This window comes from Pseudomonas brassicacearum (assembly GCF_003732265.1).
GTDB lineage: Bacteria > Pseudomonadota > Gammaproteobacteria > Pseudomonadales > Pseudomonadaceae > Aquipseudomonas > Aquipseudomonas brassicacearum_D.
The window spans coordinates 80,423-101,465 of record NZ_MOBK01000013.1 but is presented as its reverse complement, the minus strand read 5'-3'; the positions used below and the strand labels follow the sequence as shown (position 1 = coordinate 101,465).

Below are 21,043 nucleotides of genomic sequence, written 5' to 3'. Positions count from 1 at the left end.
CCTCGGCGTACCAGGTTCCCCGGGGAAAGCTGCAGCAATCAGGTGTCCGTCTGCACGACAAAGGGGAGTTCTAGCCTTTGCAGTTTTGCCCGGTCGATCGCCTGCTGGGTGAAGGTTTTGACCAACGTCTTCTTTTCTTCATCGATCGCATTCAACTCAGTGGCGTATTCCGCATCGGTCATGGTACGTCCCGGTGCAAAGTCGCTTTCCGGTTTATTCAGTTCAGCACCAAGTACTCTGAGTTCTTCCTTCAACCGAGCCTTTTGCTCAAGGGAAAGCGTTGTGTCGTTCGCACGATTGTCCAATGCCATATAAAAGTCTGTCGTGGCATCGATTCGGCGCCTGAACACTTTGAAAGCACGTCGATTGACACCCTCGACGTAGGATGACCAGAACGGCTGTTCGACGAGTAATTCACCGAGCAACTCCCCTTCCTCAAGGTCCAGCACACGCAGGCAAGCATCGTCAATCATCTCCGAGGTGACACCCGCGATCCCTCTGAACTGCATGTTTCGAGACTGCCAGGGCAGGTCCAGCCGTTCGGCAAGATCGGTCATGAACGCCAGGTGAACTTCCACCTCATCAATCGTGCCCGTCACCTCCCCCGCGGCATTAACGCGCCTGAACGCCTCGCCCGTCGCCTCGCGCTCGGAGATGGTTTTGCGGGCAATCCTGCTCAGTTCATCCAGACGTGACTTGCCTCGCGCCAGCGACACCAGCTCACCCTCCACCAGCGAGGGATTGGCCAGTTCATAGGCCTCATGAATCAGCACCTCCAGCCCCATCGAATTGAACAGCTGCGCACCGGCATCGACACACTCCGTGGGCGCCGAGGTCATGGTGAAGAGTTTTTGCCGAAGCTCGGTATTTTTGGACATTGCCTCGATCATGCGCCAGACCTTGGCGGTCATGTCGACCCGAAACCCGGTGTCGTTCCTGAAATGCCCCGATTCGGTAAGTTTGCGAATCTCGTTGAAAAAACCGACCGATCCATGCTCATCCTCGACGCTGTTCCAGACTTCCTGTTTCGCCACCCATTCCGGCCGTGTCATGCCCGCCTCCCAGTCGAGACTATCGCGCACACCGCGGGGTGGATACGGACGATCCGGGTCCATGCCGACCGATTCGATGTAGTCCCTGAGCGTCTGCAGATTGTCCTCGGCCAACCACTGCGGATCGCGGCTCAATACCGTGCGCGCCAGCAGTTCCGCCTGAACGGAACCAGGGGGCACCGCAGGAATGTGCGTGATTTCGTTGCGCTGCATATCCAGGAAAAAATGTCGAAACCGCGGTTGTGCGAACAACCCTTGCGGCCAGGTATGAATCCCGGTGTCAGTCAGGATCAGCGTATGCAGCATTCTCATGCTGCCAATGTCCGGCACTTGCCCCAACGGATTGCCAAACAGGTCCAGGGCCTCAAGTCGTGTCAGGTTGCGCAGGTCTGCGACGCCTTGCGCATCCAGGACAATACGGTTGCCTCGCATGTTGAGCTCCGTCAGCGCGCGCATGCGGCCGATGGCACGAGGAACACCGGTGAGCGTATTGCCGTTGATGTTAAGCGAACGCAATCGGGGAAAATGATCAAGGAAGGAGCTGTGTGCGTCGGTCAATTCGGTCAGGTTCAGATTGAGGCGGGTGACGTGATCGAAATTACCTTCCAGCGTGGGCATGGTGCCCAGATGACGCCCAAGCGAAAAGTTTTCCAGGTCGAGCATCACGCCGCGCAGATCGCCGAATGAGTCCATATCGCGTAACCCGGTGTGCTGCCAGCACTCCCTGACCGCTTTGTACAAGGCGTTTCTGGATTGCCATTCGGCGACGCCGGCAGGCGTGAAGCTGTAAGCCTCGGTCGGCGATTTCAGCCAGCGTTGAAAATTGGCGTTGAGCCGATCGAATTCGGCTTCGAGTGCGCTCGCCCTCTGCTCCAGACTGACGTCACTGCCACCCGCCTCCAGATAGGCCAAGGCTTCGGCCTCTGTCCATCCGGGGCGCACGACACGGACCCGTTCTTGCGGCGTTATGGGCTCGTTGACGCGTCGCAACCCCTGAGCAACCCCGCGCATGCCGCCCCGCAGGCGCATCGAGGCGGGGTCATACGCCGGTTTGCGCACAGGGTTATCCGCGAGCAGCGCGCTGAACGTGTCCCGTGGCAATGGCGCTTTTTGAACGGCGAGCTTGAGCGTGGCGCCTTGACTGACGTCATACCCCAGCGCGTTTCGTTCGGCATCAGGCAGAGCATGCAACACCGAAGCGTAAAGATCATCGGCCCCGTGCAAATGAAGATCATCGGCATCGCGTGCCTGGTACTGGCCGTCCTCGCTGACCAGGACTCTGCGGTGGACGGCATCCGCCGGGCCGACGCTGTCGCGCAACGCTCCGTCGAATGAAAGTTCACGGATTTCGATCCGAACGTTTTCGGGCCAGCCGGGAAGCGCCTGCATCGAGTGCAACGCCAGCCGCTCGGTGTCCACACCGTAGGGCGTATCGAGGAAGAGCCCTTCATAAGCACGCGCGGTTCGTATCGCCCGCAAAGTGATTCTCACCCGTTCCTTGAGTTGCAAGGGGATGCGTGAAGGCTCGGTGATGTTGAGTAGGTCTTGCGGTTCGATGTCGGCCAGCAGTTCCCGGGCAACCGCCGTGGGGAGCCCGCTGAATGCATCCTGAAGCACCCGCACTTGCGGGTTGTCGGTCTGCTGTAAATGACGATTCAGCGCGTCGAACAAAGGTCCGCGGCGATTGCCTGCTCGCCCGGCCAGCTGATTTTTCAAGGCGTCGATGCGGATCTGCTCGTCCGTTGAAATGCCCTGCCCGAGCATCGCATGGATGTCGGTCTCGCTCGCAAACTTCACGGCAAGTTCCGGCAGTTTCCCTGTACTGACCTCGGCACGGCTTATCTTCAGCGTGTCGGCCGGCAGTGAATCGATGTTGCCAAACTTGATCGAGCGCCCGCCGTGCCCGGGGCCGTCAAACAGCTCGATGCTTTTTTGCGCGGGCCATCTCGGCAGTTCAACCAGCAAGCGGGGCACCTGTTCGACGAACGCGTCCGGAACCTCATTGAGCCATATCTGCCCGGGCAGTTTTTGCACCTCGGCCCAGGCCTGAAAGCGTTCGATCGTGTCGGTCAGCAACGCGGGCGGCGGATCGCCGACGACATGCAACCGGCGCAATTGGTCCTCTTCCTGTCCACTGACGAGACGAATCTGTTCCAGAGTGTTGTCAGAGAAGCCCTCGACCGTCGGGCCCAAACGCCGCATGAGGGTGGTGGTGTCCCACTCGATGGGACGGTCGAGTTCGGTTTTCCATGCACCGCAAGCGTTGTGCTCCAGTGTCGGCTGATAAGCCTGTGGCCGGGTCGGATGTCGCAAGCGTGCCTGGCCGGTGCGTGGATCGTTGATGACGTCGAAATGTTTATTGTCATGCTTCAGGATGTCTTTTTCGCTGTGCCGGTACAGGCCCTGCTCGCCTGGCTTCGCCTCGGCGGGCAACACCATGTCATGGGCATAAGGCGAAAGGTCCGGTTTCCAGAGGCGCGTCTTGCCGTCAGGCAGCTCAACCTTTTTCAATCGGTCGATAAACGCCGATGGTTTGACAGACGCCGCCGCACCGGACGGCAAGACATGCCCGGCAAACATAATGGCCAATTGCGCGAAATTGATCATGACACCGGTGAGATGGACCGCCGCTTCCTCCTTGTCCCCCTTGCTCCAGTCTTCGATGCCTTCCAGGGTTTCGAAGGCCATTTGCCCGGCCATAATGGCCAGCATCGCTTCGCCCAGGCCGGGAACCAGCATGGCGCCAAAGTTGAACACGTTCCAGCCGATGTTCAGATAACTGGTCAGACGATTCCAGCGGGTGGTAGCGTCTTCATCGCCGGTCGGCACGGCGATTTGTCGCGCGTCTGCAATCGCTTTCTCCCTGCGCCACAGACTGGTCTGCGTCCAGAGATCGCCTGAAAGGGTATGGGTGACAGGCTCTGCGTTGGCATTCTCAACCGCGGTCTCCCGCCACCACGGCCCCATGTCCAGCGGCTCGCGCTGTTTCCAGGTGAATGTCGAGAGGCGCTCACGAACCCGGGCAAAGAACTTGCCCTTGTCTTTTTGCGCGACGAAGCGGCTGAAAAACTGCTGATAACCCGGCGAGCGCAACTGGCTCGTCAGTTCCTTCATGAAATCAGTGAAGGAATCGTATTCCTTGAAGGGGTGGTCGGGATCATCGGGAACATACGCAATCAACGTACCGTCGAGACGACTTTGTTGATAAGCATCGGCCCGCTGCAACATGGCCTCAACAAGACCACTGGGGCCATTGGCGAAGAACGCCTGGAGCAGCTTGAACTGTTCAAACTCCTGCCCCGGAAGCAGTGCCAGACTTCGCGACCATTCGAGCATCGTTCGTTGATGCTCTGGAATCAGGGCGTCGTAGGCTCTTTTGATTTTAGAGGGGTCCGCCACGGCACTGAACAATACAATACCGGACAGCCTGAACCCCATGATCGAAAGCTGGTGGCATTGCAGGGGGAGATGCCCCATCAAAATGCCTTGTTCGTTGTCACGAATCTGTCGAAGTTTCCCGTAGCCATAGGACGTGATGTCCTTTTTCAGGTACGCAATCAGCGCCGATTCGTGGAATGCGGCTTTTTCACTGGCCGTACATTGCCGCACGACGGTCGCTCTGGCCGTGACGTCTTCGGGCATCAGCAATGCCTTGATGTGACGCTGATATTGCGCACCGATATCGAGCGTCCGGCACAGGGCCGCAAATCTTTCGACCATCAGCGTATGCCGTTGAAGTTCGTTTTCGCCGTCCCTGGTGAAAATGCCCGAGCCATCGCGAAACGTACCCACCTGCGCTTCGTGGGCCTCGAAATTGTGCAGGGCCGCTTCCAGCAATGACGATTGTCTGAGCCGACTGGCATGGGTATCGATGCCAATAGCCAGATTGGCAGGGATGTACAGCCGGATCAGCGTCGCGTTGACGTCCAGCTCCAGGTTCAACTGCTCTTTCAATGCCTGGACCAGCAAGGGCTCGGCAAAGGCAAGAATGTCCTGTTGCACGTTCTTCAGCGTATCGTCCAATGGCCCCTGAAGGCGCCAGTGTTCGTCGATCAACTCCTTGAGGTACTGCCGATCAATGGCCCTTGAATTGAAATACCATTCAGGAAACTCCGGTTTCGAATGGGCAAAGGCAACAAGGCGCGAGGCGGGGGCGTCTTTGACCGGCGGGGGCAGTTTACCCAGCAGATAATCACGATAAACATTGCGCTCTACGTCTCTTGCATGCCCGGCAATGACGGGTCGATCCGGAGTGTCCGAACGTTCGCTCATTTCGCAAATCCTTATGCGATGAATTGAACCACCAGATTATTGGCTGGCGACGAAAACAAAAGATCAAAAAACAGTGCTGAAATCAGGCATACCTGAAAGTCGCATTCGATTTAAGGATCTAAAAAACAGGTAATTACCGCCCGAGCCCCACACAAAAGTGCGCCACCGCGTAATGGTAGTTTTTAGCAGGCAGCAAAGGGGCTAAGATGCGCCAGACTTCCCATCAGGAAACCGGACATGCGCCTACCCGAATTCATCAGGCAACACGTGGACCGTATCGTCGATGAATGGGAGCAGTTCGCCAAAACCATCACGCCAGCGGCCGAAAACATGGATCGCGTGGCCTTGCGAGATCACGCCAAGGCGATCCTGTTAGCGGCAGCACGAGACATGACCACTGCGCAAACCGCCAGCGAACAGCTCGCCAAGGCCAAAGGAGAAGGCCCGGAGAAGACCCCGAGCCTGGACGAGGCCGGCGCCAGCCATGGCGAACTGCGGCATACCGTGGGATTTGATCTGGTGCAGATGACCTCGGAGTTCCGGCATCTGCGCGCCTGTGTGATCCGTTTGTGGGTCGCCACCCTGGAATCCCCGGACCTGGCTTACTTCCAGGACATGATCCGCTTCAACGAGGCTATCGACGAAGCCCTCGCCGAGTCCACGGCTGCCTATGCCGATCAGGTCAATCGTTCACGGGACATCTTCCTGGCGATTCTCGGGCATGACCTGCGCGCGCCGTTGCAAGCGGTGAGCATGTCCACCGAATTGCTGATGCGAAAAGTAGTGCTGGAAGGTGACGCACTGGCCTGTGCGAACAACATCAAGCGTGGCGCACGGCACATGGCGGTGATGGTCAGCGATTTGCTGGAGCTGGTGCGCAGTCGCTTGGGCAAGAGCCTGCCCATCGAACCGGCGCCCATGGATCTGGCGGATGCTGTGCACACCGCGATTGCCGAAGCCTGCGCCGGTAACCCGGAGTGCGATCCGACGGTAAGCGTCGTGGGGAACACCCAAGGTAACTGGGATGCCGGGCGAATCGGTCAACTGTTGCAGAACCTGATCGGCAACGCTTTGCAGCACGGCTTGAACAAACGTGATGTGACCGTCACTGTGAGCGGGGAACTTCAGGCAGTGCGCCTGTCGGTGCACAATTTTGGTGTGCCGATTCCCGAGGAGGCCATCGGCACCCTCTTCGACCCGCTGGTGCGCAGTGCCGACGAGGAACTCGGCCAGCCAACGACCAGCCTTGGCCTGGGGTTGTTTATCGTCAAGGAAGTGGTGAGTGCCCATGGCGGGACGATAGAGGTCAGCTCCAGCGAGGCGGGTGGGACGCTGTTTACTGTGGTGTTACCTCGGAAGGTGTAGTGCAAGAGACCGCGTTATCGTTCTTCGCGAGCAAGCCCGCTCCCACATTCGACCGAGTTCTTCCAGTTGAAATGCAGTCGAATGTGGGAGCGGGCTTGCTCACGAAGAGGCCTTGCCAAGCAATACAAAACCCCGGAAAACCTACTCGACCACCAACCGCCCCAACCGCTGCTTCAACATCCGGTTCTCGGCCCGCAACTGCTGAACCTCTTCCAGCAAGTCCAGCGCCAAGGCAACACCTTCCCATTCCAGCTCCAGGTCGCGCCGCAACTTGGCGGCGCGCTTGGCCAGTGCCAGCTCGTAATCGTTGAAACGCCAATCCTTGGGCTGCTTGCCCTGAGGTTCGAGGATGCCGTGTTCGACGATTTCGATCACGTAGACGTCCGACAGGTCGGTCGCCTCACAGAATTCTGCCAGGTCCAGGTGAACGATCAGGGGGTTGCTCATGATGGGCTACTCCGTCTCTTGGATCAGAAGTTTTCTCTTGGGTTGAACTCGGCTTTTTTCGCCAGTTCCTGCCACAACGCCTTGACCTCATCGTTCGAGGTTTTCGGCATGACCGCTTTCAATTGCACGAACAGGAAGCCACGTTCGCCCGCCTTGTTCAGCAGGCCGTGGCCCTTGGCGCGCATGCGCTGGCCGTTCTGGCTGCCGGCCGGGACCTTGAGGTTGATCTTGCCGGTCAGGGTCGGCACCGCCACTTCGGCACCCAGCGCCAGTTCCCACGGTGCCAGTGGCAACGTGATGATCAGGTTCTCGCCTTCGACGTCGAATTTAGGGTGCGGCGCAAAGCGGATGATCAGGAACAGGTCGCCATTGGCGCCGCCACCAATCCCCGGAGCCCCCTGGCCCTTGAGGCGGATGCGCTCGCCGTCGGTCACACCGGCCGGGATCTTTACGTTCAGGCTCTTGGTGGTGTTGCTGACATGCTGGCCGGCCGCGTTGTACTGCGGCACCTGGAAGGTGACCTTCTTCGATTCGTTCGAGAGGGTTTCTTCCAGAAAAATTGCGAGTTCCATTTCCACGTCTTGCCCTCGACGTCCCGCACTGCGACGCGACTCTCCACCGCCAAAACCAGGCCCACGGTTACCGAAGATCGAACTGAAGAAGTCCGAAAAATCGCCCGTGTCCTGACCACCACCAAAACCACCGGCACCCCGACCCTGCCAACCCGGCGGGCCCTGGAACGGTTGGCCGTGCTGGCCGTATTTGCGCAAGTCGTCGTATTCAGCGCGCTTGTCGGCGCTTTTCAGCGCTTCATAGGCTTCCGAGGCGTCCTTGAACTTGGCCTCGGCGTCCTTTTCCTTGCTGACATCGGGGTGGTATTTGCGCGCCAGCTTGCGATAGGCGGCCTTGATCGCCTTATCGTCAGCGGTCGGTTCCACTCCGAGAATCTTGTAATAGTCTTTGAAGTCCATCTAAGGATCACCATCCGTTATCAATTCGCGCTGCCACGCACAGCATGCTCTTGTTTGCAGCATTTGGATTGACCGATCTCAATTTTGTGACCGGGCAGCGCGTCAGAAGTTTATCGGCAGCGGGCGGCGGTTCTTGCGACCGCCGGTTGGCTACCAGGCCCATGCCAGCAAGTTTGGGGCAAAGCTGAGTGTTTCAAGCACTAATGGCGGCGAATTAGCGGATAGTCGGCCTTCGAATATTCGCCTTCCTGACATACACTGCGCGGCCGTTTTTTAACCGGAACCTGTAAAGACATGAAAAACGCATCTCCAGCCCGTGCCTGTGGTATCGACTTCGGCACGTCCAACTCCACCGTCGGCTGGCTGCGCCCCGGCATGGAAACGCTGATCGCGCTGGAGGACGACAAGATCACCCTGCCCTCGGTGGTCTTCTTCAACATGGAAGAACGCCGCCCGGTGTACGGCCGTCTGGCGCTGCACGAGTACCTGGAAGGCTACGAAGGCCGCTTGATGCGCTCGCTCAAGAGCCTGCTGGGCTCCAAGCTGATCAAGCACGACACCAGCGTTCTGGGCACGGCGATGCCGTTCAAGGACCTGCTCGGGCTGTTTATCGGCCAGCTGAAGAAGCGCGCCGAAACCGCCGCTGGTCGGGAGTTCGAGGAAGTGGTGCTGGGTCGCCCGGTGTTTTTCGTCGATGACGATGAAATGGCCGACCAGGAAGCCGAAAACACCCTGGTCGACGTGGCCCGCGCCATTGGCTTCAAGGATGTGTCTTTCCAGTACGAACCGATTGCAGCGGCATTCGACTATGAGTCGACCATCGAAAAAGAAGAGCTGGTGCTCATCGTCGATATCGGCGGTGGTACCTCCGACTTCTCGCTGGTGCGCCTGTCGCCTGAGCGCCGCAACCACGACAACCGCCACGACGACATCCTCGCCACCGGCGGCGTGCACATCGGCGGGACCGATTTCGACAAGCAGTTGAGCCTGCAAGGCCTGATGCCGCTGTTCGGCTACGGCAGCCGCATGAAGAGCGGCGCCTACATGCCGACCAGCCACCACATGAACCTGGCGACCTGGCACACCATCAACTCGGTGTACTCGCAAAAGTCGACCCTGGCCCTGGGCAGCATGCGCTACGACATCGAAGACACCGGCGGCATCGATCGCCTGTTCAAGCTGATCGACCAGCGCGCCGGCCACTGGCTGGCCATGGAAGTGGAAGAAACCAAGATCCAGCTGACCCACGCCGACACCCGCCATGTGCCGCTGGACCGGATCGAGCCGGGGCTGAGTGTGGAACTGAGCCGCGCCCTGTTCGAATCCGCCATCGAAGCGTTGCTGGAGCGCGTGCGCAACAGCGTGACGCAGATGCTCAACGACGCGAACGTGCGGGTCGATCAGGTGGATACGGTGTTCTTCACCGGCGGCTCGAGCGGGATCCCGGCACTGCGCAACAGTGTTTCGGCGATGTTGCCGAAGGCGCGGCATGTGGAGGGGAACATCTTCGGCAGCATTGGTAGCGGGTTGGCGATTGAAGCGTCGAAGCGTTACGGCACGATGGACTGATCCAAAAATTGCGGCGCGCCCTTCGCGAGCAAGCCCGCTCCCACATTCGACCGTATTCCATCTGGAGGAACTCGGTTAAATGTGGGAGCGGGCTTGCTCGCGAAGGCGTCAGTTCAGGCAATACACATCTACCGGATGCCGGATCAAACCATCCCCACCTGCCGCAACTCGCTCTTCAGATACGCGTAATAAATCGGCCCCGCCACCACCCCCGGCAGGCCGAACGCAGCTTCGAACACCAGCATCGCCAGCAGCAACTCCCACGATTTGGCACTGATCTGCCCGCCGACAATCCGCGCGTTGAGGAAGTACTCGAGCTTGTGGATAAAGATCAGGTAACCCAGCGCCGCCACTGCGACCCAGATCGACAGTGACAAACCGACAATGGTGATTAGCGTGTTCGACATCAGGTTGCCGATCACCGGCAGCAAGCCAAGCAGGAAGGTCAGCACGATCAGGGTTTTGGTCAACGGCAGCTTGATGCCGAACATCGGCAGGATCACCGCCAGGAAGATCCCGGTGAAGAAGGTGTTGAGCAGGGAAATCTTGATCTGCGCGAACACGATGTTCCGAAATGCCTGGACCAGCAAATGCAGACGATCAAACAACGCAGCGGCCAGCGGCTTGCGTTTGGTCAGGTCCGGCACGCGCTGCAAGGCAATGATCGCCCCCAGCACCATACCAATCAGCAGCGTCACGAACATGTGCGCCGCATCCTTGCCGACCAGTTGCAAATCGCTCAAGTGCTTGCTGATCCACTCGCCGATGGCCACGCGGAATTCACCGGCACTGGCGGGCAGATAGGCGTCGATGAACGGCGGCAACTGCCCCCGCGCCTTGTCGACCACGTGCATGAATTTATCGAGGGAGGCGCCGGGGTTTTCCGCTTCGTGCAGCAGGAAACTGAAGGCGCCGGCAAAGATCAGCGCCAGCACACTCACCACCAGGGTCCCGAGCAGCGCCACCGCCAGCCAGCGCGCACGCCGGCCTTCGATCAGCCGCTGCAATTGCGGCGTGAGCATATTCACCAGCTCGAACACCAGCAGGCCGGCCAACAGGCTAGGCAACAAGCGCAGCGGGATCACCAGCAGCAAACCACCAAAAATGATGATCCAACTGATCAGCAGCAAAACGTGGCGTTGAGAAAACGTTGGCATACAGCCTCAAAACGAACGGCGTAAAAAGGATTGGCAGTCTGCCAGCGTTCCGGTGGCAGCACTAGGAATTGTATAGGTCGACTTTGGTCGGGGCTCGGGCGGATTTTTGTAGTGACCCGACTGGCCTCTTCGTTGGAACGCCGCCCGGAGACAGGCTCGCTCCCACAATGGATCTATGTTCACAGGACCAATGTGGGAGCGGGCTTGCCCGCGAAGAGGCCCTCTCAGCCCCCACACCTTGTGGATCAGAACTTATTTTTTCTTCAGGCAATCACTCATGAACGCCTTGCGCTCATCGCCCTTGAGCGCCTTGGTCGCGGCATCGGCGTTGCAGGCTTTCATCTTCTCTTGCTGAGGGGTCATGGCTTTCACGTCAGTGGCGGCCGGCTCGGCTTTGAGGCAGTTACTCATGAACGCCTTGCGCTCATCACCTTTCAACGATTTGGTGGTGGCGTCGGCATTGCAGGTTTTCATCTTCTCCTGCTGCGGCGTCATGGCCTTCATTTCAGCGGCGGCGGGTGCGGCGGGCGCTGCTTTGAGGCAGGTACTCATAAAGGTATTGCGCTCATCGCCCTTGAGACTTTTGGCCGTCGCTTCGGCATTGCAGGTGGTCATCTTGTCCTGCTGGGCAGTGGCCGCGAAGCCCTGGGAGCAGAGCAGCAAACCGATCATCAACAACGGGGCACGCAACATCTTCATGGAGTTTTCTCCTTGTTGCCGCACCGAGGGGCACGGCCTCATGCTGGAGTGTAGACAACCCCTGTTACACCTTCCTGTTCTCCAGGTGACTGCGTCGATACTGCTCCGGTGTACACCCGGCCTGGCGCTGAAACATCGCGATAAAAGCCGAGCCGGTGCTGTAACCCATGTCGAAGGCGATGTCCTGAACACTGCGCTGACTGTCCAGCGCCTCGATCGCCGCGAGGAAGCGCAAGCGCTGGCGCCATTCACCGAAACTCATGCCCAGTTCGCGAACAAACTGCCGGGCCAGGGTGCGTTCACTGGCATGGATCTGCGCAGCCCAGTCGGCCAAGGGGCGGTTATCGCCCGGCTCGGCTTGCAAGGCTTCCAGTATCCCGAGCAACCCCGGACTGCTGGCGTAGGGCAGATAGCATTCATGCACCGGCGCCAGTTGCAGTTGATCCACCAACACCTGGCCTAGACGAACGTCCGCCTCGCGCTCGGGAATTTTTACGTCCCGCACCGCGAAGTCCTTGAGGATCGCCTTGAGAATGTCGCTGATCGCCAGCGTGCAGGCCTGTTGCGGCAACTCGCGGCACAGCAACGGCGCGAGGCACACCGCGCGATAGTTGATCGGTTGGTTGCTATAGAAGCTGTGCTCGGTTTCGGGCGGCACCCACACGGCGTATTGCGGCGGCGACATGAAGCGGCTTTTGCCGATTTCCATGTGCAACACGCCATTGGCCGAATACTCGAGGGTGCCCCAAGGGTGGCGGTGAGCCGAGGCGTATTCGTGGGTGTTGAAGTCGGCGTAACGGAAATAAATAGAGGCCGGCAGTTCGGCAAAATCCAGCAGGTCGATGTGTTTGCTGCTCATGCTGTCCGTAATCCGCGGCAGGTTGTCTGGATCGAAGTATAGGCTTGTATCCAGACAAGCGGATAATCGCCCCTCATTAACGTTCTGGTTTTTTCCGATGCAATACGCTTATCCCCTGCTGGCCATTTTCATTTGGGCTGGCAACACCGTGATCACCAAAATGTCGGCCGGGGCGATCTTCCCCGCCGAGATCGGTTTCTACCGCTGGCTGCTGGCCGGGATGCTGTTCACGCCGTTCATGCTCAAACCGGTAATCGCGCATTGGCCGCAGATTCGGCCGAACCTGGGCAAGATTTTCGTTCTCGGTGTGCTGGGCATGGCGGTCTATCAGAGCCTGGCTTACTTCGCCGCGGCGCTGACGTCGGCCACCAACATGGGGATCATCCTGTCGCTGATGCCGCTGATGTCGCTGGCCATGGCGATCATCAGCCTCGGCCAACGCCTGACTGTCGGCGCATTGGCCGGTGCCGTGCTGTCGTTTGCCGGTGTGTTGGTGGTGGTTTCTTCCGGCAGCCTCGGCGCGCTGCTGGAACATGGCGTGAACCTGGGTGACGCGATGATGTTGATCGCCACGCTGGCCTACGCGATTTACAGCACCTTGCTGAAAAAATGGCAGCTGCGTTTGCCGCCCTTGGTGTTGTTGTATATGCAGGTGTGGGTGGCGGTGGTGGTGCTGTTTCCACTGTTTGTCATTTCACCGAAAGTCGGGCTGACGCTGCAGAATATTCCGCTGGTGCTTTACGCGTGCCTGCTGGCGTCGATGTTGGCACCGCTGGCGTGGATGCAGGCGGTGGTGCGGTTGGGACCGAGCCGGACCACATTGTTTTTCAATTTGCTGCCAGTGATTACGGCGCTGATTGCGGCGGTGGTGCTGCATGAGCAGTTGGCGATGTACCACCTGGTGGGCGGGCTGTTGACGCTGGGTGGGGTGGTGCTTTCTGAGCGCTGGACCACGGTGATTGGCCGCACATAATCCCCTGTGGCGAGGGGGCAAGCCCCCTCGCCACAGGTCTAAACGCCTGCCGCTTTCAACCGGGCGGCATGCTCGACGAACAACCGAATCGGCTCGGCCCCCTTCCCCACCAGCCCCAGCGACTGATTGACGATGTCGAAGTGGTCCAGCGGATACTCATCGCCAATCACCGTCCCCAGGTGCGAGCTGTACCGCCCGACCATCCCGTCGCAATGCCCGACCTCCCTCACAAAGGTTTTGGCAAACAACCGGCAACTGCGATTAGTCCCGTCCAACAGGTTGCGCCCGCGATCGGTAATGCCGGGCTGCAACGTCCCGGACCACGAGTAATAACGCACGCCATTGACCTCCTCCGGCCCGTACCCGCCCCAGGTTTCAGGCAGGCCCTGTGGATAACGCTGATTGAACAGCGCCACGCCTTCAGTGGTGAGCGAGTGATGGGAAGCATGGACATCCACCGGCAGCTTCGGCCCGCGATAACCGGTGTCGAGCAGGCTCATCAACGCGGCAATCATCCGCAATAGAAAGGTCAGCAAGCGGCCCATGGCGCTGTCATGCGGATAGTGTTTGTGCAGGTAATCGGCCAGTTCCGAACCGTGATTCGGCCCGGCCACCGAGGTCACCGATGCCACAAGGTCCGGGCGTTTAGCGGCCGCGTATCGGGCCGTCAGCGAACCCTGGCTGTGACCGAACAGGTTGACCTTCTCGGCCCCGGTCTCGCGCAGGATTTCCTCGATCCGCACCAGCAGTTGCTCACCGCGCACTTCACTGGAATGGAGCGGCGAAACCTGCACCGCAAACACGGTTGCCCCACCCTGGCGCAACGCCGAGACGATGCCGTACCAGTAGGGGTAGAGCACCAGTCGGATAAACCCGAGCATTCCGGGGACCAATACCAACGGGTAACGCGTGGCGGAACCTTGCGACATGGGCGAACGTCCTTGTGGTCGGTGAGATGAAGCAAGGCGCGATGCAAGACGTCAGCCAAGCATCGTCACCGAAGATGACCAGTCTATGACAACTGCCCTACTTCAACCCAACCACACCCGCCACGATCAGCCCGACCGACACCAGTTTGATCGCCGTCAGGCTTTCGCCCAGCAACGCAAACCCAAGGAATACCGTGCCCAGTGAACCGATGGCGGTCCAGATCGGATACGCGATGCTCACCGGCAACTCGCGCATGGCCAGGGTCAGGAAGTAAATCCCGCCCACGGCGGTCACCACAGTGATCAGCGATGGCCAGAGCCGGGTGAAACCTTCGGCGTACTTCATGCCCATGGCGAAGGTGACTTCGAACCCGGCGGCGATCAGCAGAAACAGCCAGGCCATCTAGAACGCCCTGGCCAGCGCCAACAGGCGCTGCTCGGCCTCGGCGGCGGAGATCCGGAAGGTGCGTTCTTCGGACTCTTCGCCCTCGGCGGCGACCACCGTGATGTCGGTGATGCCGATGAATCCCAATGCCGTGCGCAGCAAGGGATCAGCGTGGTTCATGGCTTCCAGCTCACCGCCCGGACCGAAACCGAAGCCGCCGCGACTGGTGACAATCAAGGCTTTTTTGCCTCGTACCAGCGGCTCGTATTGAGCCACACTGTTGTCCAAAGTGTGATTGAACGTCAGGCCGAGCCGCACAATCTGATCGATCCACGCCTTGAGGCCGCTGGGCACGCTGAAGTTGTGCATCGGCGTGGAAATCACCAGCAGATCATGGTCGAGCAACTCGCTCACCAGTTCATCGCTGAACGCCAGATCAGCCTGCATCGACAGCGGTCGCGCATCCGGTTCCGGGTAAAACGCGGCGGCTATAAAGGCTTCGTTGACCGGTGGAATCAGCGCCCGGCCGACTTCACGACGGGTCAACTGAGCGTGCGGATGGCGCGCCTGCCAGGCTGAAACAAACACTTCAGCCAAACGGCGGGAGTGAGAGCGGTCGCCACGGGGGCTGGCGTGAATGGCAAGAATTCTACTCATCTGAATCTCCTCGGGATTACACTCGAACGGCGTGTGGTTTGCAGCTTGAAGCTCACCGCCCACCGCTTCAAATGAGCAGAAATCAGTCAGGATGAATTCATTTCATCCGTGGAGCCTTGAATGTTTGCCTCGTTACCGCTGACCGCCCTGCGCGCCTTTGAGTCCGCGTCCCGCTTGTTGAGCTTCAAGGCTGCCGCCGAAGAACTCTCGGTGACGCCGACGGCGGTGTCCCATCAGATTCGATCCCTGGAAACCTGGCTCGGCGTGCCGCTGTTCGAGCGCTTGCCCCGGCAAGTGCGCCTGACCGACGGCGGCGAACGGTTGTTCCGCAGCCTGCACGGTGCTTTTCTGGACGTGGCGCAAAGCGTTGACACCTTGCGTCCGCAACGCAACGGCGCGAGCCTGACGGTTTCCACCACGGCAGCCTTCGCGGCGTTGTGGCTGGTGCCGCGCCTCGGGCGCTTTTATGCGCGCCATCCCGGCATCAGCCTGCGCCTGGACACCCATTGTGAAGTGATCGATCTGCATCAGGACGCCAGCGTCGATCTGGTGTTGCGCTACAGCCTCGATACCTATCCCAACCTCTATGGTTTGTGCCTGTTCGATGAGTCCTTCGGCGTCTACGGCTCGCCCGAGCAAGTGGCGCTGGCCGCCACTCGCACGCCGACGCTGATCAGCGTGCACTGGCACAACTCCAAGCTGTACGCCCACGGCTGGGAGACGTGGTGCGCGCAGTCAGGCGAGTCATGGTTGGCAGGCAAACCGGCGGTCCGTGAATACGACGAAGAGCATTACGCCCTGCAAGCAGCGATTGCCGGGCAAGGCCTGGTGCTGGCGAGCAATATTCTGGTGTCGGAAAGCGTGGCCAGCGGGTTGCTGGTGGCGTATCGCGGCGAGATTCAGGTCGATGGCGCCGGCTATAGCGCACTGTGTGTGCCGGGGCGCGAGCGGCATCCGCCGGTCCGGGCATTTTTTGCGTGGTTACGCGAGGAGGCGTTGTTGTCCGGGCATGCGTTGGCGTGATGCCGTCGATTACAAATTACATCAAACTTTTCGCCGCGCGCATGACTCACAACTTTCGTAGCGATCACTTCTCTAGAAGGTGACGCAAACCGGATTAGCCTCCAGGAGAACGAAATGAGTGACATGCATTTGTCTGATGTAACCACCCTTCGCGAACGGGCTCGCAAGAATGTCGAGAATGGCGCGGTCACTGAAAGCTACAGCGCCGACCGTGATGAAGTCCTGCGCCTGCTCAACGCCTCGTTGGCCACCGAACTGGTCTGCGTGTTGCGCTACAAGCGTCACTACTTCATGGCCAATGGCTTGAAGGCCCATGTAGCCGCCGATGAATTTCTCGAACACGCGACCCAGGAAGCCGAACACGCCGACCGCCTGGCCGAGCGCATTGTGCAGCTGGGCGGTGAACCGGAGTTCAACCCGGATCTGCTGTCGAAAAATTCCCATGCCCAGTACGTGGCGGGGAACAACCTCAAGGAGATGGTCTACGAAGACCTGGTGGCCGAGCGCATCGCCATCGACAGCTATCGCGAGATCATCCAGTACATCGGCGAGAAAGACCCGACTACGCGGCGGATCTTTGAGGACATCCTGGCTCAGGAAGAAGAGCATGCGGATGACATGGCGGACATTCTGAAAGATTTGTAGCGCCTGTTACACCGCCTTCGCGAGCAAGCCCGCTCCCACATTCGACCGTATTCCATCTGGAGGAACTCGGTGAAATGTGGGAGCGGCGGTGCGACGATTCGACTTGCTCGCGAAGGCGTCTTCATTGACGCCGCATTTACTTGGTGGGCTTGACCGTCACAGGCGCCTTGCCCGCCTTCATCTGCTCCAGCAACGGCGCACACTGGTTCGGCTCCCCCCCACTCGGTGCCACCAGCGCCAGCAACCCGGCCGCCGGCGCGGCAATCACGCCCAACGCCACCATCCCCGCCCCGCGCAGCATCAGCGGCACGGCTTTCACCCCCGCGTCCGGCTTGATGAACTTGCCCCGCACGTATAGAGGCGAGCGCAGCGAAATCAGGCGCCAGCCCTTCGACTCCGGCGTAATGGTCAGGTCCAGTTGTTCGGTCGCCATGTTCGCGGTGCCATCGATGTAGATGATCGCGTTCTCGGTATCGAAGACGAACAGGCGCGTGTTGGCGAGCCCGGTCTTGATATCGAAGTCGGCCGCCGCGCAATTGATCTTCACTTCCTTGTCGCCAAAGATTTTGCCGACCACGTAGTTACCGACGTTGAGCCCGGCCAGCTCCATCAGCTCGCGGCTGATCGCGCCGTCATTGATCAGCAATTTCAGATTGCCGTTGGCACTGCCCAACAGCTTGGCCACCGAGTTGCCGCGCCCGGAGATGTCGGCGTCGCCGTTGAGCTCGCCGAAACTGGTTTTCATCGGTTCGAAGGTCGGGAACAGTTGCTTGAGTTTGAACTTGCGCGCTGTGAGTTTGGCCTGTCCTTCCAGCGGTTCAGTCCGGCCATTCAAGCGAATCTGCGCTTCCAGATTGCCGCCCGCCACGCCAAAGCGCAGGGGTTCGAGGCTGAGTTGGCCGTCGGTCAGCACCAAATGCGTATAGAGGTCGGTGAACGGCAGTTTTTCGCTGTGGACGATGCGCTTGCCGGTGAATTCAACGTCAGCGTCCATTTCACGCCAGCGCTCGGTCTTGAACTCTTCGACCGGCAACACTTTGTCCGCCGGCTGCTGGCTGTCAGCGCCGCGGGCCTTTTGCTTGGCATTGGAATCGGCACCGATCAGCGGTGCGAGGTCGGCAAACAACAGTTGGTTGGAGAGCAACGATCCACTGAGCTTCGGCCTTGGCTGACTGGCGACGTACGCCAGGCTGCCATGAATGTCACTCTCGCCGATCTTGCCGTTGAATTCTTCATAGCGGAACACCGCGCCACCGGGCTCATGCAGCTTGGCAATCAAATGCCCGTCGGTGGCGTACGGCGGCGTATCCGGCAGTGTGACGCCGGTCAACGGATACAGATTGCCGAGGCTGGTGCCGGCCAGTTTCAGTCGCAGGTCCAGCGCGCCGAGGTTCAGCGGATCGGTCAGGGTGCCGGCCAGTTCGACGCTGGTATCGGCAATCTTTAGCTGCGCCTGCAGCGGGAACGGTTTGGCCGCATCCTGCAGGGCCAACAAGCCGCCGATCTTTCCAGAGCCTTCGAGTTTCTGCGCGTGGTATTGGCCTTTGACCTTGAGGGCGAAGGCGTAGTCCTGAGGCGCAGCACCCTTCTCAAGGGCGCTTTTCGCGGCTTTGTCACCGACGATGTCGCTGAACGGAATCGGCTTGCCCAGCGGATCGATGAGCACATCGAGCTGCGTCTTCAGGTGCTGGTCGTCAAGGGTGACGTGGCCCTTGTCGAAGCCGATGGCGCCGATATCGACCACCCAGTTCGACGGTTCGGCGTTGGGGTCTTTCGGGTCGAATTTGAAGGTCCAGTTGGCGCGGCCATCGGCCAAACGCTGGAGCTGCGCGTTCGGTTCGGTCAAGTCGATGCGCGGGATCACTACCCGCTGCGCCAGCAGGGCCAGCGGCGAAATACGCAGCTCGACGCGCTTGAGGGTGACCATCTGCGGTTGTTTCGACCAGTCCGGGTTGCCGAGGCTCAGGTCTTCGGCCACCACATGCGGCCACGGCACCCAGGCCCGCCAGCCACCCTCGTCAGGCTCGCGCTGCCAGATCACCGCGAGGTTGCCATTGATAGCAAACGCTCGGTGCAGCTCTTCGGAGACCTTGGTGTTGATCGTAGGTTTGATCCGGTTCCAATCGAAGAACACGATGATCAGCACGAGTATCGCCAGCAGAATCACCAGACTGGCAAAGACCCAGGCAAAAATTTTGGGGGTGCGCGTCATTGCACAGGACTCCTGAATACGACTGAGCGCCCTGACTGCGACGCACGTATGAAACGTTAGGCCAGAACCGGCCTGCCATGACAGCTAGGACTGGGAAAAGCCGCGCAGGTTTAACCGAAAAGCCTATTAACGTTCAAATAATCCCCCGCGATCACTCTGCGCGCTCCAAACGGTGTTACCGCCACCCGCACTGTTGTGCGGCGCTAGTGAGTCGAAACTACCCACTCCAGTGCAAAAACACTCGCCGGAAAGGCCCGTTCTAGAGCGCTCCAGCAGAACAATCAATTCTGTTGATTATTACCATTGCGTTTATGAACTTTCATATCGACTTATCGAGAGTAGCATTGCCCTCGTACCCACTTTATCGCCCTCCCAAGGAGCAACCCATCATGAAACGCCAATTACTGCTTAGTCTGACCCTCTCGATGCTAGCCAGCACCGCTTTCGCTCTGCCAGCCGCTGATCAGGCCACTCCGCAAGTCAAAGACAGTCACTCGGTGTTCAGCCAAACCGTCGCCGCCGATGGTTCCGAGCGCACTCCACAAGGCCAGACCCTTGCCGAAGGCGGTAACGATCGCCTGAAAGAAAAAGGCCTGATCACTCAAGATGGCTCGGATCGCACCCCACAAGGTCAAACCCTGGCTGCCGACGGTTCCGAGCGTACTCCACAAGGCCAAACCCTGGCTGCCGACGGTTCCGATCGCACTCCACAAGGCCAAACCCTCGCTGCCGACGGTTCCGACCGTACCCCACAAGGCCAAACCCTGGCTGAAGGTGGTGGTGACCGTGTGATCGAACGCAACAGCGCTTTGAGCTAAGCCTCATGGCCGCCCTGAAAAAAAGCCCAATCCCCGGATTGGGCTTTTGACTTATAGAGAAGCCGCAATTCCCCGCCTGCCCCCCGATAGTCGTTCGACGCCAGCGAAGCCGATTTGCTAGAGTGCGCCGCTGTCCTGTCCAGAAAACACCCTTGCGATGCTGCCCCGCGCCGAACAGAAACAACAAACCCGCAACGCCCTGATGGACGCTGCCCGTCACCTGATGGAGTGTGGCCGAGGATTCGGCAGCCTCAGTCTGCGCGAAGTGGCGAAAACCGCCGGCATCGTGCCCACCGGTTTCTACCGGCATTTCGCCGATATGGACGAACTGGGCCTGGTACTGGTGAGCGAAGTCGGCCAGACCTTCCGCGAAACCATTCGCCTGGTGCGCCATAACGAATTCGTCATGGGCGGCATCATTGATGCCTCGGTGCGGATCTTTCTCGACGTGGTCAGCGCCAATCGTTCGCAATTTCTGTTTCTTGCCCGCGAGCAATATGGCGGATCGCTGCCCGTGCGGTTGGCGATCGGGCGGTTGCGTGAGGACATCAGTTCGGATTTGGCGGCAGACTTGTCGTTGATGCCAAAGCTGCAGCATCTGGACATTGCCGGGTTGAGCGTGATGGCGGACCTGATTGTAAAAAGTGTGTTCGCGACACTGCCGGACATCATTGATCCGCCCGCCGAAGCGCTACCGGAGCATCTGACGCCGCAAGCGAAAATCACGCAGCAACTGCGCTTCATCTTCATCGGCCTCAAACACTGGCAAGGTTTGGGTAGCACCGAATAACCCCTGTGGGAGCGGGCTTGCTCGCGAAAGCGGAGTGTCAGTCAGTAGATTTATTGGATGTGTCGGCGCTTTCGCGAGCAAGCCCGCTCCCACAGGGGAATTGCTTCGCTGCAAATTGGTGCACCACAGCCTTCCCCGCACCAATTTCAGCCAACTTTCTGCAACATCCAGAAACACCCACTAAGCTCCGACAGGCATTTCCTACGTATCGCCCAATTGG

At 59.4% G+C, this 21,043-nt stretch carries 16 protein-coding genes and 2 pseudogenes; 7 read left to right on the top strand and 11 right to left on the bottom strand.

Annotated elements, in window-relative coordinates; all coding sequences use genetic code 11:
* Positions 1-38: 38 nt before the first annotated feature.
* Positions 39-5,324, bottom strand: coding sequence for an NEL-type E3 ubiquitin ligase domain-containing protein (locus BK660_RS27185; protein WP_123435932.1), 5,286 nt, complete (start codon positions 5,322-5,324; stop codon positions 39-41).
* Between the two features lie 237 nt (positions 5,325-5,561).
* Between BK660_RS27185 and BK660_RS27180 the strand changes: the two genes are divergently transcribed.
* The gene (locus BK660_RS27180) at positions 5,562-6,689 is read left to right on the top strand and encodes a sensor histidine kinase (RefSeq protein ID WP_123435931.1); all 1,128 of its coding nucleotides are present in this window, start codon (positions 5,562-5,564) and stop codon (positions 6,687-6,689) included.
* 141 nt (positions 6,690-6,830) lie between these two features.
* Here BK660_RS27180 and BK660_RS27175 read toward each other — a convergent pair whose 3' ends face one another.
* Positions 6,831-7,136 (bottom strand): chaperone modulator CbpM, encoded by a 306-nt coding sequence (locus BK660_RS27175; RefSeq protein ID WP_123435930.1) that lies wholly within the window; start codon positions 7,134-7,136, stop codon positions 6,831-6,833.
* Between the two features lie 23 nt (positions 7,137-7,159).
* Positions 7,160-8,107 (bottom strand): DnaJ C-terminal domain-containing protein, encoded by a 948-nt coding sequence (locus BK660_RS27170; protein WP_123435929.1) that lies wholly within the window; start codon positions 8,105-8,107, stop codon positions 7,160-7,162.
* Positions 8,108-8,401: 294 nt separating this feature from the next.
* Between BK660_RS27170 and BK660_RS27165 the strand changes: the two genes are divergently transcribed.
* Entirely contained in the window at positions 8,402-9,676 is a 1,275-nt protein-coding gene (locus tag BK660_RS27165) for an Hsp70 family protein (RefSeq protein ID WP_123435928.1), read from the top strand.
* A gap of 143 nt (positions 9,677-9,819) precedes the next feature.
* Here BK660_RS27165 and BK660_RS27160 read toward each other — a convergent pair whose 3' ends face one another.
* The 4 genes and pseudogenes from BK660_RS27160 to BK660_RS27150 all read right to left on the bottom strand — a co-directional run bounded on the left by BK660_RS27160 (position 9,820) and on the right by BK660_RS27150 (position 12,391).
* Positions 9,820-10,833, bottom strand: coding sequence for an AI-2E family transporter (locus BK660_RS27160; RefSeq protein ID WP_123435927.1), 1,014 nt, complete (start codon positions 10,831-10,833; stop codon positions 9,820-9,822).
* Between the two features lie 252 nt (positions 10,834-11,085).
* Positions 11,086-11,181 (bottom strand): annotated as a pseudogene (locus BK660_RS33725) (PsiF family protein); the annotation flags it as partial.
* 45 nt (positions 11,182-11,226) lie between these two features.
* Positions 11,227-11,532: pseudogene (locus BK660_RS27155) on the bottom strand (PsiF family protein); the annotation flags it as partial.
* A gap of 64 nt (positions 11,533-11,596) precedes the next feature.
* On the bottom strand, positions 11,597-12,391 hold the full coding sequence (locus BK660_RS27150; RefSeq protein ID WP_123435925.1) for an AraC family transcriptional regulator: 795 nt from the start codon (positions 12,389-12,391) through the stop codon (positions 11,597-11,599).
* Positions 12,392-12,488: 97 nt separating this feature from the next.
* Between BK660_RS27150 and BK660_RS27145 the strand changes: the two genes are divergently transcribed.
* Positions 12,489-13,364, top strand: a complete 876-nt coding sequence (locus BK660_RS27145) for a DMT family transporter (protein ID WP_123435924.1) — start codon at positions 12,489-12,491, stop codon at positions 13,362-13,364.
* A 38-nt stretch (positions 13,365-13,402) separates the two neighbouring features.
* On the opposite strand, the gene BK660_RS27140 is transcribed toward BK660_RS27145, so the two are convergent.
* The 3 genes from BK660_RS27140 to BK660_RS27130 all read right to left on the bottom strand — a co-directional run bounded on the left by BK660_RS27140 (position 13,403) and on the right by BK660_RS27130 (position 15,335).
* Positions 13,403-14,293 (bottom strand): esterase/lipase family protein, encoded by an 891-nt coding sequence (locus BK660_RS27140; protein WP_123435923.1) that lies wholly within the window; start codon positions 14,291-14,293, stop codon positions 13,403-13,405.
* A gap of 97 nt (positions 14,294-14,390) precedes the next feature.
* Complete coding sequence (locus BK660_RS27135) at positions 14,391-14,696, bottom strand: DMT family transporter (protein WP_123435922.1); 306 nt, start codon at positions 14,694-14,696, stop codon at positions 14,391-14,393.
* A complete protein-coding gene (locus BK660_RS27130) occupies positions 14,697-15,335 on the bottom strand; it encodes an FMN-dependent NADH-azoreductase (protein ID WP_123435921.1) in 639 nt (212 codons plus the stop codon).
* A 120-nt stretch (positions 15,336-15,455) separates the two neighbouring features.
* Between BK660_RS27130 and BK660_RS27125 the strand changes: the two genes are divergently transcribed.
* Entirely contained in the window at positions 15,456-16,358 is a 903-nt protein-coding gene (locus tag BK660_RS27125; RefSeq protein WP_123435920.1) for a LysR substrate-binding domain-containing protein, read from the top strand.
* Positions 16,359-16,472: 114 nt separating this feature from the next.
* Positions 16,473-17,003 carry a ferritin-like domain-containing protein gene (locus BK660_RS27120; protein WP_123435919.1) on the top strand — a complete coding sequence of 177 codons (531 nt, stop codon included), beginning with the start codon at positions 16,473-16,475 and terminating at the stop codon, positions 17,001-17,003.
* 136 nt (positions 17,004-17,139) lie between these two features.
* On the opposite strand, the gene BK660_RS27115 is transcribed toward BK660_RS27120, so the two are convergent.
* On the bottom strand, positions 17,140-19,215 hold the full coding sequence (locus BK660_RS27115) for an AsmA family protein (protein ID WP_123435918.1): 2,076 nt from the start codon (positions 19,213-19,215) through the stop codon (positions 17,140-17,142).
* Between the two features lie 389 nt (positions 19,216-19,604).
* On the opposite strand from BK660_RS27115, the gene BK660_RS27110 reads away from it, so the two are divergent.
* Positions 19,605-20,033 carry a hypothetical protein gene (locus tag BK660_RS27110; protein ID WP_123435917.1) on the top strand — a complete coding sequence of 143 codons (429 nt, stop codon included), beginning with the start codon at positions 19,605-19,607 and terminating at the stop codon, positions 20,031-20,033.
* A gap of 157 nt (positions 20,034-20,190) precedes the next feature.
* Positions 20,191-20,823 carry a TetR family transcriptional regulator gene (locus tag BK660_RS27105; RefSeq protein ID WP_027921952.1) on the top strand — a complete coding sequence of 211 codons (633 nt, stop codon included), beginning with the start codon at positions 20,191-20,193 and terminating at the stop codon, positions 20,821-20,823.
* The last annotated feature ends 220 nt before the right edge of the window (positions 20,824-21,043 follow it).

What these genes read in the sequence shown, in the direction of transcription:
- BK660_RS27130 (WP_123435921.1), bottom strand. Translation starts at nt 15,335, where the DNA reads ATGAGTAGAATTCTTGCCATTCACGCCAGCCCCCGTGGCGACCGCTCT.
- BK660_RS27140 (WP_123435923.1), bottom strand. Translation starts at nt 14,293, where the DNA reads ATGTCGCAAGGTTCCGCCACGCGTTACCCGTTGGTATTGGTCCCCGGA.
- BK660_RS27105 (WP_027921952.1), top strand. Translation starts at nt 20,191, where the DNA reads ATGCTGCCCCGCGCCGAACAGAAACAACAAACCCGCAACGCCCTGATG.
- BK660_RS27145 (WP_123435924.1), top strand. Translation starts at nt 12,489, where the DNA reads ATGCAATACGCTTATCCCCTGCTGGCCATTTTCATTTGGGCTGGCAAC.
- BK660_RS27170 (WP_123435929.1), bottom strand. Translation starts at nt 8,107, where the DNA reads ATGGACTTCAAAGACTATTACAAGATTCTCGGAGTGGAACCGACCGCT.
- BK660_RS27135 (WP_123435922.1), bottom strand. Translation starts at nt 14,696, where the DNA reads ATGGCCTGGCTGTTTCTGCTGATCGCCGCCGGGTTCGAAGTCACCTTC.
- BK660_RS27125 (WP_123435920.1), top strand. Translation starts at nt 15,456, where the DNA reads ATGTTTGCCTCGTTACCGCTGACCGCCCTGCGCGCCTTTGAGTCCGCG.
- BK660_RS27150 (WP_123435925.1), bottom strand. Translation starts at nt 12,391, where the DNA reads ATGAGCAGCAAACACATCGACCTGCTGGATTTTGCCGAACTGCCGGCC.
- BK660_RS27120 (WP_123435919.1), top strand. Translation starts at nt 16,473, where the DNA reads ATGAGTGACATGCATTTGTCTGATGTAACCACCCTTCGCGAACGGGCT.
- BK660_RS27175 (WP_123435930.1), bottom strand. Translation starts at nt 7,136, where the DNA reads ATGAGCAACCCCCTGATCGTTCACCTGGACCTGGCAGAATTCTGTGAG.
- BK660_RS27115 (WP_123435918.1), bottom strand. Translation starts at nt 19,215, where the DNA reads ATGACGCGCACCCCCAAAATTTTTGCCTGGGTCTTTGCCAGTCTGGTG.
- BK660_RS27165 (WP_123435928.1), top strand. Translation starts at nt 8,402, where the DNA reads ATGAAAAACGCATCTCCAGCCCGTGCCTGTGGTATCGACTTCGGCACG.
- BK660_RS27160 (WP_123435927.1), bottom strand. Translation starts at nt 10,833, where the DNA reads ATGCCAACGTTTTCTCAACGCCACGTTTTGCTGCTGATCAGTTGGATC.
- BK660_RS27110 (WP_123435917.1), top strand. Translation starts at nt 19,605, where the DNA reads ATGAAACGCCAATTACTGCTTAGTCTGACCCTCTCGATGCTAGCCAGC.
- BK660_RS27180 (WP_123435931.1), top strand. Translation starts at nt 5,562, where the DNA reads ATGCGCCTACCCGAATTCATCAGGCAACACGTGGACCGTATCGTCGAT.
- BK660_RS27185 (WP_123435932.1), bottom strand. Translation starts at nt 5,324, where the DNA reads ATGAGCGAACGTTCGGACACTCCGGATCGACCCGTCATTGCCGGGCAT.